Source organism: Streptomyces sp. NPDC054796, from assembly GCF_053611545.1.
Map to the genome: position 1 here is coordinate 1 of NZ_JBSHAO010000074.1, position 15,013 is coordinate 15,013.

The following is a 15,013-nucleotide window of genomic DNA, read 5'->3' on the forward strand; positions in this document are numbered from 1 at the left end:
TTCTTTTGTTTTACAGACCCTGGGGTCGGGGGGGTGCGTGGGTGTTTTTGAGTCCGTGTGGGGGGGGGCGCCGCCCGGGGTAAACCCCTTCTCGCGGGCAGCGCCGCCCCTTCCGTTCCGCGCCGCGCGGCGCCCCTCGCCCCCGTCAGCGGCAGGTCTCACCAGGCGAGGGCGACGCGGTGGGCGAGCCGCTTCCCGAGGGGGAGGCGGACGGCGAGGGCGAGCCCGGAGAGGACTCCGGGCTGCTGGGCGAGGGGCTGCCCGTAGGGGAGGGGCACGGCGGCTCGGAGGGGTCGGGGCTGCCCGGGTCCCCGCTCTCCGAGGGGGTGGGTTTCGGCGGCTTCGGGGCGGGGGAGTCGTCGCCGGGACGCTGCGGGCCGCCGCCGGAAGAGCCGCCTCCGCCCGACCCGTTCCCGCCCGACCCGGCGCCCCTGCCTCCGCCTCCGCCTCCGCCGCCGTTCCCGCCCGCGTGCCCGCGCTCGTGCGCGCCGGAGCCCTTGCCGCCCCGGGGACGTTCGGCGGGCCGTTCCTCGTTCCCCGCGCCCGCCGACGTCGGCAACGGCCCCTGCCCGTCGGGCACCTCGCGGACGCCCTCGCGGTAGAAGGCGTACCAGGACAGCACCGTGCGCAGATAAGCGCGGGACGCGTTGTAGCTGAGGACCGCCGCCTCCAGACCGGCCCGCGACGTCAGATCCCGGCCGCCCGCGCACAGATAGCGGCCCGCGGCGAGGGCCGCATCGTAGATGTTCGCCGGGTCCTCGCGTCCGTCCGCGTTGCCGTCGGAGCCCCAGCGCGCCCAGGTGGAGGGGATGAACTGCATCGGGCCGACCGCGCGGTCGTACACGCCGTCCCCGTCCCACCGCCCGCCGTCGGTGTCCGTGATGCGCGCGAACCCGTTCCCGTCGAGCACCGGCCCGAGGATGGGCCGCAGCGTGGTGCCGTGCGCGTCGACGGCGCCGCCGCGTGCCTGCCCCGACTCCACCTTGCCGATGGCGGCGAGCAGTTCCCAGCGCAGGCCGCACCCCGGCGCCGAGGCGGCCAGTGCCCGCTCGGCCCTCCGGTACGCGTCCAGCACGGTCGCGGGGATGCCCGACTGGCTCGCCCTGTCAGCGCCGGGCGACCAGCCCGGCGTGCCCGGAGAGAGCGCCGGGGACTCCAGGGGCGGGAGTTCCGTGTGGTACGAGTCGTCGCCCTGCGCACCGTCCCGTGCGCCGTCCTCGCCGGGTGCGGAGTCGGCGCGTACGGAGCCGCTTCCCTCGTCGCCGAACCCGTCAGGTGCCTGCGAGGCGGTGAGCGCGGCCATCGCCGCCGTGGCCAGCGCGGCGGCGCTGACTCCCCTGCGCAGCCTGCCCGTTCGCCGACGCACCCCCCTGGCCGCCGCGTGCCGTCCCCGGTACCGCGTCATGAGCCGACCTCCCTCTTCCTCGCCTCGTCCTCACCCTGGAATGCGCAGTCGTGCGGCCGTTCCACGGATCTTGCGCGGATCTTTCGCGGCACGACGTTACGAGCGGGTAATGTGCGGTGCAATGCGTCCCCCGGCCGAATGGGACCGCTCCGCAATGCCGGGGTATTTCTTGTTCGCGCGGCGACAAGGAACCGCTATTCCTTTGTACTGAAGTGAGCAAGGACAGGGGTGCGCGGAACATCTCCCTGGCTACTCCTCATGCGAGGGTGAGCACGACCGCCTTTTTTCTGTGCGCGAGGTGCTGTGTTCCGGGGCGCGTTGGCCTATGTTGCGTACCGGACATCACATGTCATCCGTATTTCGGAGTGCTGTCACCACCCCGGTGCCCCCACGGCACCACTTCGCCGACGCACCACGTCGGTCCACCGGCATGCACGGCCGTGCCCGGCCGGACGTCCGCACCGTCCGGAGCCGACCAGTGCCCAGGAAGCAAGGGGAGAGCATGACCAGTGCGACAGAGGCAACCGAACTGAACGGGCTCACCTTCGACGGCCCGGCAGCGCCCGGCACCCCCGGCGCCCTCGGCGGGACGTCCGGTGCGGGCGGCCCGAGCGGCATGGGCGGCCTGAGCAGCATGGGCGGCTTGAGCGGGGAGCTCGGCACCATGGGGCGGCTCCCGCCCGAGTTCGCCGCCATCATGCGCCCCGAACTCTCCAGCCTCCTGCTGGAGATCTACACCGAGATCCGCCGCACCATCCCCGAGTACGGCCCCGTCCTCGCGGGCCCCTACGGCCGCTCCATCCAGCTCGCCGTCGAGCAGAACCTCGTCACCTTCGTCGACAAGCTCACCTCGCCCACGGCGCCCTCGGCCGAACGGCGCGACAAGATGTGCCGCAGGCTGGGCCGTTACGAGGCGTACGAGGGCCGCAGTCTCGACTGCCTCCAGGCGGCGATCCGGCTCGGGGCCCGGCTCGGGCTGCGCCGCGCGCAGAAGGTCGGCCGCCGCTACAACCTGTCGCCCGCCGTCCTCCTCACCTTCGCCGACGCGCTCTTCGGCTACGTCGAGGAACTGGTGAGCGTCGCCAGGGAGGGCTATCTGGAGGCCAAGGCCGAGCTGGAGGGCGGCCAGGACATCTTACGAAGACGGCTCCTCCAGCTCATCCTCGCGGGCGGCACCGTCGCCCACGCCTCCCTCGCCGAGCTGTCCGACCAGACCGGCTGGCCCCTGCCCGACGAGGTCACCCTCGTCGCCGTCAGCCCCGACGCACGCCCTGAGCGGGGCACCCTCTCCGGGGACGTGCTCGCCGACATCGACGGCGCCGAGCCGCACTTCCTCATCCCCGGCCCCGTGGACGCCGACCGGCGCACCGTGCTGGAGGCGGCGCCCGACGGGATACGGCTCGCCGTGGGCCCCACCGTGGCCAGGGGCGAGGCAGCGCAGTCGCTGCGCTGGGCGCGGCAGACACTGGGGCTCGTCGAGTCGGGAGTCCTGGAGGAGCGGCCCGTCACCTTCAGCGAGAACCATCTGATCACCCTCTGGCTCCAGTCCGACGCCGCGCTGCTCGACCAGCTCGCCAAGCGCCAGCTCGCCCCGCTCAGCGATCTGACGAGCAATCAGCGCGAACGGCTCGTCGAGACACTGGAGGCGTGGCTGGCCACCCGCGGCAACGCCGTACGGATGGCGGAGCTGCTGCATCTGCACCCGCAGACGGTGCGCTACCGGCTGCGCGGCCTCGACCGGGCCTTCGGCGACCTCCTCAACGACTGGGACCACCGCTTCGCCACCGAGGTGGTGCTGCGGGCCCTGCATCTGCGCGAGCGCTCCGCGCTTCCCCCGCGATCCGCCGCCGCCGACGGGGGCGCGTCACCCCGCACCGAGACCCGCACCGAGACCCGCACCGAGCCCCGCGCCGGTCACCACACCGGACCCCCGCAGCCCCCGCCCTCCCTGACGGGGCACGCGGAGGACGTCACCCGGTAGCGGGCGACACCCTCAAGGGGCCGCCCTCAACAGGGGGCCCTCAAGAGGACGGCATCACCCCGGCCAGCAGCCGCGCCGTGGCCTCGGGGGCCTCCACAGGGAAGTGGTGGCTGCCGAGGTCGGTGAGCACGATGTCGAGGCGGTCCCCGTAGCGGTCCACCGCCTCGCGGGCGACCAGGTCGCGGATGGCGAACACCGTGACCGGCTGCGCCGTCGCACGCAGCGCCGCGTCCATGTCCCAGCGCACCAGCCCCTCGATGGCACGCAGCCCCGCCGGCTGCCTGACCTTGACCATCTTCTCGAAGTACGCCTCCACGAGGGCGGGGTCGGTGCCTGCCGGTGAACCTCCCTCGACGAGGCCCCGCACCCCTCGGGCGAAGTCCTCGCGGAACACGCGCACCACCGCCTCGGTCCGTTCCTCGCTCAGCGCGGGGAAGAGGGACAGATAGTGCAGCGCGTCGAGTGCGACCACATGGGTGACCGTGTCAGGGAGCAGCCGTGCGGTCTCGACGGCGACAGCGCCGCCGAGGGAGTGCCCGGCCACGACCGCCGAGTCCACCGACTCGGCCTCCAGCACGGCGGACACGTCGCGCGCGAACTCCTCCATGGTCCAGACGTCCCGCGTCGAGCGCGACTCCCCGTGCTCGGCGAGGTCGATCGCGAGGACGCGGTGGTGCTCGGGCAGCTGGGCGGTCACCGCGTCGAAGTCGCCGCGGTCGCGCGCCCAGCCGTGGACGAGCGCCAGGACGGGCCCGTCGGCCGGGCCGCTGGCCGTGTACCGGATCGCCGTGTGGTCCGCTCGCCGAACCGTGCGGTTCTTCTTGATCCTGCCGGTGGTCGTCATGGTGTCTCCGTGAGTCCGGTGTGCTGACGGGCCGTATGTATCGGTCGGTGTGCGGGAACCGGTGCGGGTGACTCAGCCGCACGGTGCCACGACGGCGCGGCGCCGCCGCGCCCGTATCCGGTTCAGGCGCAGGAGGAGGGCGGCGAAGGTGATCAGCACGATCGCCAGCGCGTAGATCCCGGTGGCGGTGCGCAGCCCCAGCGCGGTGACGGCGATTCCGCCGAGCACGGCGGGCACGCTGTTCCCCAGGTAGCTGATGACGTTGGCCAGGGCGAAGACCGCGCTGCGTTCGTGCGGCCCGGCGACCCGGGCGAAGGTGCCGAACGTTGCCAGGACCGACGCGCCGAAGCCGAGGCCCGCGACGAGGGTGCCGGCGGCGGCGAGCGGGAGGATGTCCTCCGTCACCCCGGCGAGCGACATCAGGGTGCCGAGCCCGAGCAGCGCTGACGAGGGCGCCAGCAGCCGGGACGCGGGGCGGGAACGGAGGAGGAAGACCGCGAGCGCCCCGGTGCCCGCCAGGAGCGTCACGACGACGCCGCCGATCAGATGGTTCCGCAGCCCCAGCAGTTCGGCCGCGACGGACGGGCCGAGCGAGAGGTACATCCCGGCCAGGGCCCAGGCGGCGATCATCGCCGGTATCACCGGGAGGATGTCGGCGCGCAGGTGCGGTGGCATCGCGACGCGCGGGCGCAGGGAGGCGAGGGCCCCGGGGCGGCGGAGCGATGTCTCCGGCAGGAGGGCCACACCCACCGCGGCCAGCAGCATTCCGCCGAGCAGCAGGGCGTAGACCAGCCGAGTGGGCGCGGGGCCGAACTCCACCAGCACACCGCTGCCGAGCGCACCGAGGGCGAGCCCGGTCAGGGGTGCTACCGAGGTGACGACGCCCGCCCGCCCACGTGACGGTTCGAGATCGGCGAGGGTGGCGCTCAGCGCTGTCGTCGCCGCTCCGGTCGCGATGCCCTGGAGCACGCGGGCGGCGGAGAGCACGAACACGTTCCCCGCGGTCAGGAACAGGACGAGCGCGGCCACCTCCAGCCCGATCGCCGCCGCGAGCACCGGTCGTCGGCCGAGATGGTCCGACAGCGCTCCGACGACGAGCAGCGAGCCGAGCAGACCGAACACGTAGAGGGCGAAGACGACGGTCAGCACCCACGCGGTGAACTGCCACTGCTGCTGGTAGATCACGTAGAGGGGGGACGGGGCGCTGGAAGCGGCGAGGAAGAGCACGAGGACGGCGCCCACGAAGGGGAAGGCGCCCTTCCGTGGCGCGCGGCGCGGACCGCCGACGGGCGCTGCGGTGGCGGGCGGTGTGGTGGTGGACGGTGCGGTGGCGGAGAGTTCCGTAGGCATGCGAACCTCGCAGTGATCGTTGCGTTAGTGGTGAGAACGTACCACAAACGCAGCGATCACTGCGCTAAAAATGCAGTGATCAGTGCAATAATGGACGCATGCCCGCTCCGACATCCCCTCCGTCCTCCACTGGCGGTCAGTCCGGCAGTCACACCGGCGGTCCCACTGGCAGCCGCCCGGGCGGCCGGTCGGCCCGGGTCCGCGCGGCCGTCCACCGGGCCGTCGAGGAACTGGTCGTCGACGGGACCGGCGAAGGACTGACCATCCCGGTCGTGGCCGCCCGCGCCGGCGTGCACGCGACCACGGTCTACCGCCGCTGGGGCTCCGTCGGCGAACTGCTCGCCGACGTCGCGACCAGCCGCTTCTCCGGCGACATCGTGGTGCCGGACACCGGAAGCCTGCGCGGGGACCTGGAGCGCTACGCGTCCGATCTCGCGAAGGACCTCGGCGACCCGGACACCCTCGCCCTGGTGCGGGCCACCATCGGCACGGGCGGGGAGCAGGGCGCCGCCGCGTGCCGCGGGGAACGTCAGCGGCAGCTCGAAGCCATCCTCGAACGGGAGCGGGCCCGGGGCGAAGAGCCACCGAGCCCGGAACGCACCACGGACGCCGTGCTCGCTCCCCTCTACTACCGGGCCGTCTTCACCGACGACCCCCTCACCCCCGACTGGACCCGCGGCCTCGTGGCGCACCTGCTGGCGGACTGAGTGCCACGGGATCCGGCGAAGGTGCCCTCTCACGCGGGCCGGTGCGGGTCCTCGTCCTCGGGGGCGTGCTCCCGGAGCGTGATCGCCCCGGCGGGGCACGCACCGGCTGCCGTGCGCGCGGCCGTGCGGCGCGGGGCGGGCGGCTCGGCGTCCAGCAGGAGCACGAGGCCGTCGTCGAGGTCCTGGTCGAAGACCTCGGGGGCCGTCAGCGCGCACATCCCCGCGCCGATGCAGCGCTCACGGTCGACGTCGACGCGCAGACGCGGTGTCGTCACGACTCCTCCCTGTCCCAGGTGACGGGGAGGCTCTTCACCCCGTAGATGTCCGCGGTCTCCGGGCGCAGCTCGACCTCCTCGGCCGGTACGGCGAGACGCAGCGTGGGAAAGCGGTCGAGCAGCGCGCGGAACGCGACCCGCATCTCGACGCGGGCCAGTTGCTGCCCCAGGCACTGGTGGATGCCATGGCTGAAGGCGAGGTGCCCGTCCTGCTCCCTCCGGAGGTCGAGCACATGGGGATCGGCGAAGCGCTCCGGGTCACGGTTGGCGGTGTGGTACGACAGGACGACCGTCGTCCCGGCCTCGATGCGCCGGCCGCCCAGCTCGACGTCCTCCAGTGCCGTCCTCATGAACGTCTTGGCGACGCTCAGATACCGCAGCAGCTCCTCCACGGCGCCCTCGGTGAGCGAGGGATCGTCGCGCAGCGCGGCCAGTTGCTCCGGGTTCTGGAGCAGCGCGAAGGTGCCGAGGGCGAGCATGTTCGCTGTGGTGTCGAACCCGGCGGCCAGCAGGACCAGGCTGATGCCCTTCAGCTCCTCGTCCGTCAGATCGCTGTCGGTGAGTTCGCTGAGCACGTCGTCGGTGGGGTGCGCGCGCTTGGCGGTCACCAGCTTCGCGAGGTACTCCTGGGTCGCGGTGTAGGCCGCTATCAGCTCCTCGTCGCTCGTCTCCCCGCCCATGAAGGTGTCGATCTGCTCCTGGAAGGAGCCCCGGTCCTCGTACGGCACGCCCAGCAGTTCGCAGATCACGATGGTGGGGATGGGCTTGGCGAACGCGGTCACCAGGTCCACCGTAGGGCCGGCCTTCTCCATGCCGTCCAGGCAGTCGGCGGTGATCTCCTCGATCCGCTCGGTGAGCAGCCGCATCCGCCGCACGGTGAACTTGCCCGCGAGCGGCTTGCGGTAGCGGCGGTGCTCCGGGTCGTCCATGAGGAGGAACTCGCCGGGAGGCGCCGGGGGTACCTCGAAGTCGACCACGTTCAGGAGGTCCTTGCGCGAGCTGAACCGCGGGTCGGCCAGGACCGATCTGACGAGGTCGTATCCGGTGATCAGCCAGCCGGTCTGCCCGCCGGGGTGGGTGAAGCGGCTGAGGGGTGCGTGCTGACGGGCCTCGGTGAGCTCGGCCGGAGGGTCGAAGGGGCAGCCCGGCCGGCGCTCTGTCGGCAGGGTTGCGATGGTGTGGACGGGCTCACCCATGACCATTCCTCTTCTCGCGATATGACGTGTTTAAGGTGCTCGAAAGCTACGTTGCATTCAGGGTGAGGTCAATCAATCACAGGGCGTTCCAAGGGCATTCTCCCAGGTGTGCGCCCCAATTTTGATGCAATGGCGCTGCAAGTGAATGCAACGGCTCGTTGCAATGAGTGGTCACGAAGGCAATGCCGTCGGCCTACGTGCGGTCCGGCGCGAGCTGCTTCCACCACCAGGCGACGCTCGGGTAGGGCAGTGGTCCGGGTGAGGGGTCCGAGGGGTGCTCCGCCCAGCCGGGACGGGTGCCGTCGCCCTCCCCTGAGGGCGGGCCGGACTCACGCATGAAGTGGTAGCGGTGGACGCCGAAGCTCCACTCCAGGTTTCCTCGCACCACGTGGCCGAGACCGGTGAGGTAGGCCCGCAGCGGATCGCTCGCGTGAGGCATGAGCTGCTCCCGCAGCCGGAGAAGCAGCGCCGAGGTGCGGTCCCGGACGGCGACGGTGCGCCTCAGCGCTTCCTCGGGAGAGCAGCCGTGCGCTGCACGCAGCACATTGATCATGTCCTGGTCTCCTGTGGGCTCCAACAGTCCCTTGTCGCGGGATACCAGGTCGTTGTCGAGAGCGGCTGTTCCCGAGGCCGCTTCGGTGGCTGCCCGCACGGCCGGGGAATCCTTCTCCGCCTCGGGAATCTCGTCGCCGTTGACGAGTTCCATGAGGGTGAGGACCATTCCGCCTCCGGCGTCCTGAATGCGCATCGCCAGGTAGTCGTCCGGGCAGGGCAGCACACCACGCCGGTGGTTGCCGAGATGCCACAGGGCGCCGAAGAGGAGCTTCCTGACTTCGTGGATCCAGCGCGTCACCTGCGTGGGAGTGCAGTCGCGGTGGAAGAACGCCGCCACGTCGTGTGCCGCCGCGACGAACGGGTCGGCACCGGCGGGCACGTGATAGTCCGGCCATTCGATCGCGGTCATGATGCGCCCCGCCAGCTCGGCGAACTGTCCGGACCCGCCGCGGGTGTACGTGGTTTCGCAGTGGTCGTCGAGGGTGAATGCCAGGTAGTTGAAGCACACGGCCTTGAGGAAGCGCTCCGGATGACCGGCTCGGGCGGCGCACCGTCCGAAGAACTCGGGCGTGTTCGTCTTCAGCGTCCAGTCGCGGCGTTCCGCGGAGTCGCAGAAGCCGAAGTGGTCCATCCACGCGATGGCCTCGCTCTCGACGCTGTCCGTGTACGGGCTGCGGGCGAGTTCGAAGGGGCAGTACAGGGGAGGCAGGCCAGGTGCGGGAGCCGCCTCCAGGGTGGTGTCCGGCATGTGAACGTCCTCGGATACGACGGGGGTACGGGTGCGTTCACCACACCGTGACGGCGCGTACGGCGGAAGCCCTCACCGGCAGCCCGTCACGTGAACACGGTGAACGCCCGCACCCGCGGCCTCCGTCGGCGACGCGGCAGCGCCGGATTCCGCCTCCCGCTTTCACCGCATTCAACAGCGCGGCCATCGGCGTCGGCTTCCGGGTCTGCTGGGAGGGTAGTCAGAGCAGGCACGCGGTTCATGCGGACTGGAGCTTTCATGGGTAACCCGACAGGCCGGTCAAGAGTGCCGAAGTACATTGAAGAGGCGACCGAGGAGCTTGAATTACTACAGGGCCGGATAACTCGGCTCCGGCAACACCTTTTGGCGGTCTCACACGATCCGTGCGTGAACAACACGTCACCCACCGGAAATTTACCTTCCTCCCCGCCGACGCCTCCTCCTCGTCCTTCGGAGGAGTTCGCGAGTCTCACCCAACGGGAAGCGGAAATACTGACCCTCCTCTCGCAAGGACTCACGAACCGTAAGATCGCCCGCAGGCTCAGCATCGCCGAACTCACGGTGAAGAGCCATATGCGGGTGATCTTCCTCAAGCTCGATGTGGAAGACAGGACGCAGGCCGCGCTGAAGGCCGCACTCGCGTCGAAGCCCCGGCTGAACGGAGACGTCCTGAACCTGAACGGAGACGCGCCGAAGCGGTTCCGCTGAGGCATCTGCCCGCCTCCCGGCAGGCTCAACGCACGTTGCCGTAGAGGTAGTGGGTCCGGTCCGCCAGGATCTCGCGGCTCCAGGCATCCATGCCGGCCGCGTCCATGGAATCCCAGCACGGGGTGTGTTCGACCTGGTGATGTCCCAGCCGCCGGCCGAGGTCCACGCAGCGTTCCCCCTCGGCGGCGCGCACCGCGCCGTACTCCGCCAGGCCCTCCTCCAGCGAGCCCCCGCCGCCGAGGACTGCCCCCGCCGCCCGGGCGTCCTCGACGGCCCGGGTGACACCGCTGCTCGCGTGCGGGCGTGAGACGCATCCGGCATCGCCCGCGAGCAGCCTCCTGCCTCCCGCGTAACTCGGCACGGCGAGGTCGCACACAGGTTGCAGCGAGAGCTGCCCCTTGCCGACGGAGGCGACGGCACGGGCCCACAGAGGGGGCAGAAGGCGGCCCATCAGCCGGTGGAAGCGGCGGGCGTAGCGCTCCTTCACTCCGGCGTGATGGGAGACCGGCGGGCGGACGAGCCCGCACTCGGCTCCTCTTGTGTAGATGACCCAGTTCAGCCGGCGGTCCCAGGCACCGGACGCCCCCTGTGCGGACGCGTCCGCACAGGGAATGACGTAGAAGACCGCGTGTCCCCCCGGGAAGCACACCGTGGCCCAGGCGTCGGTCATCAGACCGGCGAGTTCGCGGGCCGCTCCGGCGGCCATCGTGACGGTGCCACGCCAGGCCACATACTCCGGGTGGTGCGCCACCGTGTCCGGGTACAGGGACTGCCGGACGATCGAGCGGTAGCCGTCAGCGCCGACCACCGCGTCGAAGGTGCGCCTGGCGCCGTCGGCGAACGTCAGCTCCACACCGTCGGGGAGGGTGCGGACAGCGGTCGTATGACGGCCCGGGTGGTATCGGCCCTCGGGGACGCGGTCGCGCAGGTTCCGCCACAGAACGGACCAGTTGGTCGCCACTCCGTGGCTCGGCTGCCGCCACACGATGCGGCCCTTCTCCGACATGCCGTCCCGGACGATCCACAGCCGCTCCCGCGTGGTCACGGCCGGGAAGCCGGCATCGACGTAGTCGTTGTCGGCCATGCTGTCGGCCAGTGGGCCCGGGATCGCGATGCCCGCCCCCCGGTCGCGCAGCTCTCCGGTGCTGCGCTCGTAGATCTCGGTGTCGTATCCGGCGCGGCGCAGCGCTGTCCCCATGGCGCATCCGGCGATGCTGCCGCCGATGATGCCGATCCTGCCGCCGCTCATGCCTTCCTCTTCCGGGGTGCTCGGAGTGCCCGGAGTGCGAGCGGAACCGGAACCGGAACCGTCTGCCGCTGCCGGTGAAGGGACCCGGTCATGTCACTTGTACTTCCGGTCGAACGTCTCGTCCCGTTCGAAGAACCGGATCTCCGGGGGCGCGGTGAAGAGCGGGTCGACGCGCCCGCGCCAGCCCGTCCGCTCCTCGGACACACTGAACGCCCGGTAGTCGTCCATGGCCTCCCACTGGACCACGGCGAGCATCCGCTCGGGCTCCGCGGTGTCCTGGCCCACGAAGACGTCGTGGCAGCCGTGGTGCTCCCTCAGCATCGCGGCGCCGTGGGGGCGGGCCTCGGCCAGGAACTGTTCTTCCTTGCCGGGCCGCACATGGAAGGTGACCTGTTCGATGATCACGGGTGTTTCCTCTCTTCTCGGTGGTGCTGGACCAGGGGTGTGCCTTCGGGGAGGAGCTGGTATCCGCCGCCCAGATGCAGGGCCCGCAGCGGCTCGTGCCGCAGGCCCGTGAAGACCTCCTGCGCGTAGTGCAGCGGGAGCGGCGGTGTTCCGGGTTCGTTCCTGACGTGGTGCCCGTTCCAGGAGACCCGCCAGCGGACGGTGCCGGTGCCGGTGTCGTCGGACGGGGCTTCGCTGAGCGCGTGGAAGACCGCCCCCTCGTGTTTCCCCGTCCCGGGTGCGAAGGCGGCGCTCTCTCCGGTCAGGCTCTCCACGGCGCCGACCAGCGCGACGTCGATGACATCCGCGGCGAGCGCTGAGGCGCCGGCCCACATGGCCTCGCCGTAGGCGCTGCCCCGGCCCGAGAACGCCTTCGCCGGACCGGAACACCGCAGGAGCGAGGAAAGCCGCCCCGGCAGGGAAGGCCACCAGCTCAGGGCCATGGTGCTGCCGCACCTGTCCGGGCCGACACCGTCGACGAGCTGACGGACCTGGTCCACGAGCGTGGTGCAGCCCGCGAGCCGTGAGGCGACGTAGATGCCGACGCGGTCCGGAGGAGTGCCGTCCAGGCGCGCCCGGCATGCCGCCGCCGAGGTGTAGGCGACGGGCAGGACGCGATGGCTGTCGCGCGTGATCGGCCGGGGAACACCGTCCCACTCCGACGGGTCCGTGGGGAACGCCGCCGCGTCAGGGGGGAGCAGACAGCGGCCGGCGTCGATGCGGCAGCGGACGGGGAGGAGCATCACCTCACCGCCTTCAGCACGATGGCGGTGTGGCCGCCGCCGAAGCCCGCGGCGAACTTGAGGACATGTGTGGCCCGGTGGCCCAGAGCGGTGTCGGTCACCAGGTTCACATGCGGGTACTGAAGCGTCGTCGCGGTGGTGTTCGCCACGGGGGCCATGAGGCCCCGCTGGAGGAATCCGACGACGCCGACCGTCTCGACCAGTCCGCTCGCGCCCATGGAGTGTCCCAGCGCGCCCTTCTGGGCCGTGGCGGGCGGATGCCTGTCGGGGAAGAGCGCGGCGTACGCGGCGGCCTCCGCCCTGTCGTTGAGGGGAGTGCAGGTGGCGTGCAGGTCGACGGCGTCGATGTCGTCGGCGGAGAGGCCGGATGCGGCGAAGGCGGCATGCGCCGCGTGGATGCTCTCGGCTCCGTCCGGGCTCATCGAGAGGCCCCCGTGCGACGACTGGACCGAGGCCCAGCCGCCGATCTCGGCGAGTGCCGCCCTGCCCGCGGCGCGCGCCGCTTCGGGTGTCTCCAGCAGGACCGCGGCGGCTCCCTCACCGAGCGCCATGCCGTCGCGTTCCTCGGACAGGGGCGCGAGCAGGCTCTCCGGCGGTCCGGCCCTGGTCGTGTGGGCGCGGATGGAAGCGAAGGCGGAGTGGACGGAGGGAGTGACACAGGATTCGGCCGACACGACCAGCACCCGGCTGGTCTCGGTCTGCTCCAGCAGGTCGGCGGCCATGCCGAGCGCGTCGAGACTCGACGTGCAGGCGACGGACACGTTCAGGACGGGGCCGTCCGTGCCGTACTCGGCGTGGATCGCGTCGGCGATGTGGGCGAAGTGCCACCACTCCTCTGGCACCGTCTGCTCGTGTGCGATGAACTCCTCCCACTCGGCGACGGGGCCCAGGATGGTCGCGGTGACCACGGCGGTGTCACGCAGCTCGGCATCGGTGAGCCCGGCCGACAGCACCGCCTCGCGTGTGGCGTCCATCGCCAGTGCCTCGTACCGGGGCCGCCCGTCCGGCTGACGGAACGCACGGACTCTGGCGCCCACGGGGACGGGTGTGGGGAAGCTGCCCTGCGCGGGAGCGTCCTCGACGAGCGACTTGCCCGTCAGGAGGGTGTCGCAGTGTTCCTTCCATGTGTGACCTGCGGGGGAGAGCACACCGACGCTGGTGATCTGGGGCCTGCTCACTGTTCCTCCTCGGAGCACGCCGGGCTCATGTCCCCGCCACGGCCAGCACGGCGTTGTGCCCGCCGAATCCGAACGAGTTGCTCAGCGCGAGGCCGGTGCGGTGCGGCCGGGCCGCGCCCCGCACCGTGTCGATCTCCATCCCCGGATCGGCCTGGTCGAGGTTGGCGGTGGGCGGCACCACGTGCCGCTCCGCGGCGAGGACCGTCAGCGCGGCCTCGATGGCTCCGGCCGCGCCGAGAGCGTGCCCGATGGCGCCCTTCGCGGAGGTGACCGGGGGGCGGTCGCCGCACACGCGGTGGATCACCGCGGACTCGATGCTGTCGTTGCGCCGCGTCGACGTACCGTGCGCGTTGACGTGGTCCACATCGCCGGGTCCGGCTCCTGCGTCCCGCAGCGCGGAACGCAGGGCCTGTTCGGCGCCGCGCCCCTCCGGATGCGGCGCTGTGGCGTGGTGGCCGTCGCCGCTCGCCCCGTACCCGGTGATCCGCCCCCGCACGGGTGCGGCCCGCGCCCCGGCGTCCGCCATCCGCTCCAGGACCAGCACGCCCGCGCCCTCGGCCAGCACGAACCCGTCCCGGTCGCGGTCGAACGGGCGGGACGCGCCGTGCGGTACGTCCGTGCGCCGGGACAGGGCCCTCGTGCGGGCGAAAGCCGTGACGCACAGCCTCGTGAGCGGTGCCTCGGTACCGCCCGCGACGACGATGTCGCAGCGATCGGCACGCAACAGGTCCAGGGCCGTGCCGATAGCGGTGGCACCGGCGGCACAGGCCGTGACGGTCCCCAGGTTCGGGCCGTGGAACCCCTGGTCGATGGCGATCTGTCCCGCCACCATGTTGGGCAGGAACATGGGGACCGTGAACGGTGAGACGGCACGGTGGCCGGAGTGCTGGAACCTGTCGTGCTGCGTCTCCCAGGTGTGCAGCCCGCCCATCCCGGAGCCCAGGACCACCCCGATGCGCGACGGGTCGACACCCGAGGTGTCCAGCCGTGCCCCGGCGACCGCTTCCCGGGCGGCGAGGAGGCCGAGCTGCGCACAGCGGTCCAGATTCGGTGCCTGTGCCCCGAACTCCTCGTCCTCGTCGAAGTCCGGAACGCGGCACGAGAAGTCGACGGGAAGGTCCTTCAGCTCCGGGTCGGGCGACGCGCTGGAACGTCCGGAGAGGATCCCGTCCCATGTGCTCTCCGTACCGATTCCGGCAGGGGTCACCAGGCCGATGCCGGTGACGGCGGCATGATGGTCTTTCACGCTGCTACCGCTCCCTTGGCGGAAAGCACCTCGGCGACGGCGCGGATGTCCATGTCGGCCGTGAAATCGTCCTCCTCCACGGCGACGTCGAAGGTCTCCTGGAGGTGGAGGCCGAACTCGACGACGGCGAGCGAATCGATCTCCAGGTCCTGGAAGGTGCTCGCGGGCTGTACTTTCTCCTTCTCGATCTTGAAGCGTTCGGCGACCATGTCGATGATGACGCTCTCCAGCTTTTCCATGATTTCCATACTCCGTTGAGCGCGGACGGCCTGGCCATCGTCTCTTCGCAGGGCCCTGGGAGAGGTAGCACCAACGGACTACTCGTGGAGCGGCCCGGACATACCGACCCCGCATGACTCTTTGTCAAAACGCCTGCCGACGGCC

Annotated in this window: 15 protein-coding genes; 3 read left to right on the forward strand and 12 right to left on the reverse strand. The window is 71.3% G+C overall.

All coding sequences use genetic code 11. The features are described from left to right. Window positions 1-145: 145 nt before the first annotated feature. Window positions 146-1,405, reverse strand: coding sequence for a lytic transglycosylase domain-containing protein (locus tag ACWGJ2_RS36075; protein WP_453350590.1), 1,260 nt, complete (start codon window positions 1,403-1,405; stop codon window positions 146-148). A gap of 634 nt (window positions 1,406-2,039) precedes the next feature. On the opposite strand from ACWGJ2_RS36075, the gene ACWGJ2_RS36080 reads away from it, so the two are divergent. Further along, entirely contained in the window at window positions 2,040-3,386 is a 1,347-nt protein-coding gene (locus tag ACWGJ2_RS36080; RefSeq protein ID WP_453350621.1) for a PucR family transcriptional regulator, read from the forward strand. Between the two features lie 40 nt (window positions 3,387-3,426). Here ACWGJ2_RS36080 and ACWGJ2_RS36085 read toward each other — a convergent pair whose 3' ends face one another. Both ACWGJ2_RS36085 and ACWGJ2_RS36090 read right to left on the reverse strand, forming a co-directional pair. Beyond that, window positions 3,427-4,230, reverse strand: coding sequence for an alpha/beta fold hydrolase (locus ACWGJ2_RS36085; protein WP_453350591.1), 804 nt, complete (start codon window positions 4,228-4,230; stop codon window positions 3,427-3,429). 72 nt (window positions 4,231-4,302) lie between these two features. Next, the gene (locus ACWGJ2_RS36090) at window positions 4,303-5,580 is read right to left on the reverse strand and encodes an MFS transporter (protein ID WP_453350592.1); all 1,278 of its coding nucleotides are present in this window, start codon (window positions 5,578-5,580) and stop codon (window positions 4,303-4,305) included. Between the two features lie 98 nt (window positions 5,581-5,678). Between ACWGJ2_RS36090 and ACWGJ2_RS36095 the strand changes: the two genes are divergently transcribed. Next, window positions 5,679-6,287, forward strand: coding sequence for a TetR-like C-terminal domain-containing protein (locus ACWGJ2_RS36095; RefSeq protein WP_453350593.1), 609 nt, complete (start codon window positions 5,679-5,681; stop codon window positions 6,285-6,287). A 29-nt stretch (window positions 6,288-6,316) separates the two neighbouring features. Here ACWGJ2_RS36095 and ACWGJ2_RS36100 read toward each other — a convergent pair whose 3' ends face one another. The 3 genes from ACWGJ2_RS36100 to ACWGJ2_RS36110 form a co-directional block, all read right to left on the reverse strand. Continuing rightward, window positions 6,317-6,562 carry a ferredoxin gene (locus tag ACWGJ2_RS36100; RefSeq protein WP_453350594.1) on the reverse strand — a complete coding sequence of 82 codons (246 nt, stop codon included), beginning with the start codon at window positions 6,560-6,562 and terminating at the stop codon, window positions 6,317-6,319. Continuing rightward, window positions 6,559-7,758 (reverse strand): cytochrome P450, encoded by a 1,200-nt coding sequence (locus tag ACWGJ2_RS36105; protein WP_453350595.1) that lies wholly within the window; start codon window positions 7,756-7,758, stop codon window positions 6,559-6,561. Before ACWGJ2_RS36105 ends, ACWGJ2_RS36100 begins: the two co-directional genes overlap by 4 nt. Before the next feature lie 193 nt (window positions 7,759-7,951). Next, complete coding sequence (locus tag ACWGJ2_RS36110) at window positions 7,952-9,061, reverse strand: terpene synthase family protein (RefSeq protein WP_453350596.1); 1,110 nt, start codon at window positions 9,059-9,061, stop codon at window positions 7,952-7,954. A 387-nt stretch (window positions 9,062-9,448) separates the two neighbouring features. Between ACWGJ2_RS36110 and ACWGJ2_RS36115 the strand changes: the two genes are divergently transcribed. Then, entirely contained in the window at window positions 9,449-9,769 is a 321-nt protein-coding gene (locus ACWGJ2_RS36115; protein ID WP_453350597.1) for a helix-turn-helix domain-containing protein, read from the forward strand. 25 nt (window positions 9,770-9,794) lie between these two features. On the opposite strand, the gene ACWGJ2_RS36120 is transcribed toward ACWGJ2_RS36115, so the two are convergent. From ACWGJ2_RS36120 to ACWGJ2_RS36145, 6 genes are all read right to left on the reverse strand, one after another. After that, the gene (locus tag ACWGJ2_RS36120; RefSeq protein ID WP_453350598.1) at window positions 9,795-11,018 is read right to left on the reverse strand and encodes an FAD binding domain-containing protein; all 1,224 of its coding nucleotides are present in this window, start codon (window positions 11,016-11,018) and stop codon (window positions 9,795-9,797) included. 93 nt (window positions 11,019-11,111) lie between these two features. Continuing rightward, complete coding sequence (locus ACWGJ2_RS36125) at window positions 11,112-11,423, reverse strand: putative quinol monooxygenase (RefSeq protein ID WP_453350599.1); 312 nt, start codon at window positions 11,421-11,423, stop codon at window positions 11,112-11,114. Further along, window positions 11,420-12,205 carry a hypothetical protein gene (locus tag ACWGJ2_RS36130; protein WP_453350600.1) on the reverse strand — a complete coding sequence of 262 codons (786 nt, stop codon included), beginning with the start codon at window positions 12,203-12,205 and terminating at the stop codon, window positions 11,420-11,422. Before ACWGJ2_RS36130 ends, ACWGJ2_RS36125 begins: the two co-directional genes overlap by 4 nt. Then, the gene (locus ACWGJ2_RS36135; protein WP_453350601.1) at window positions 12,205-13,383 is read right to left on the reverse strand and encodes a beta-ketoacyl synthase N-terminal-like domain-containing protein; all 1,179 of its coding nucleotides are present in this window, start codon (window positions 13,381-13,383) and stop codon (window positions 12,205-12,207) included. Before ACWGJ2_RS36135 ends, ACWGJ2_RS36130 begins: the two co-directional genes overlap by 1 nt. A gap of 25 nt (window positions 13,384-13,408) precedes the next feature. Further along, on the reverse strand, window positions 13,409-14,629 hold the full coding sequence (locus ACWGJ2_RS36140) for a beta-ketoacyl-[acyl-carrier-protein] synthase family protein (RefSeq protein WP_453350602.1): 1,221 nt from the start codon (window positions 14,627-14,629) through the stop codon (window positions 13,409-13,411). Beyond that, window positions 14,626-14,868, reverse strand: a complete 243-nt coding sequence (locus ACWGJ2_RS36145) for an acyl carrier protein (RefSeq protein ID WP_453350603.1) — start codon at window positions 14,866-14,868, stop codon at window positions 14,626-14,628. Before ACWGJ2_RS36145 ends, ACWGJ2_RS36140 begins: the two co-directional genes overlap by 4 nt. Between the last annotated feature and the right edge of the window lie 145 nt (window positions 14,869-15,013).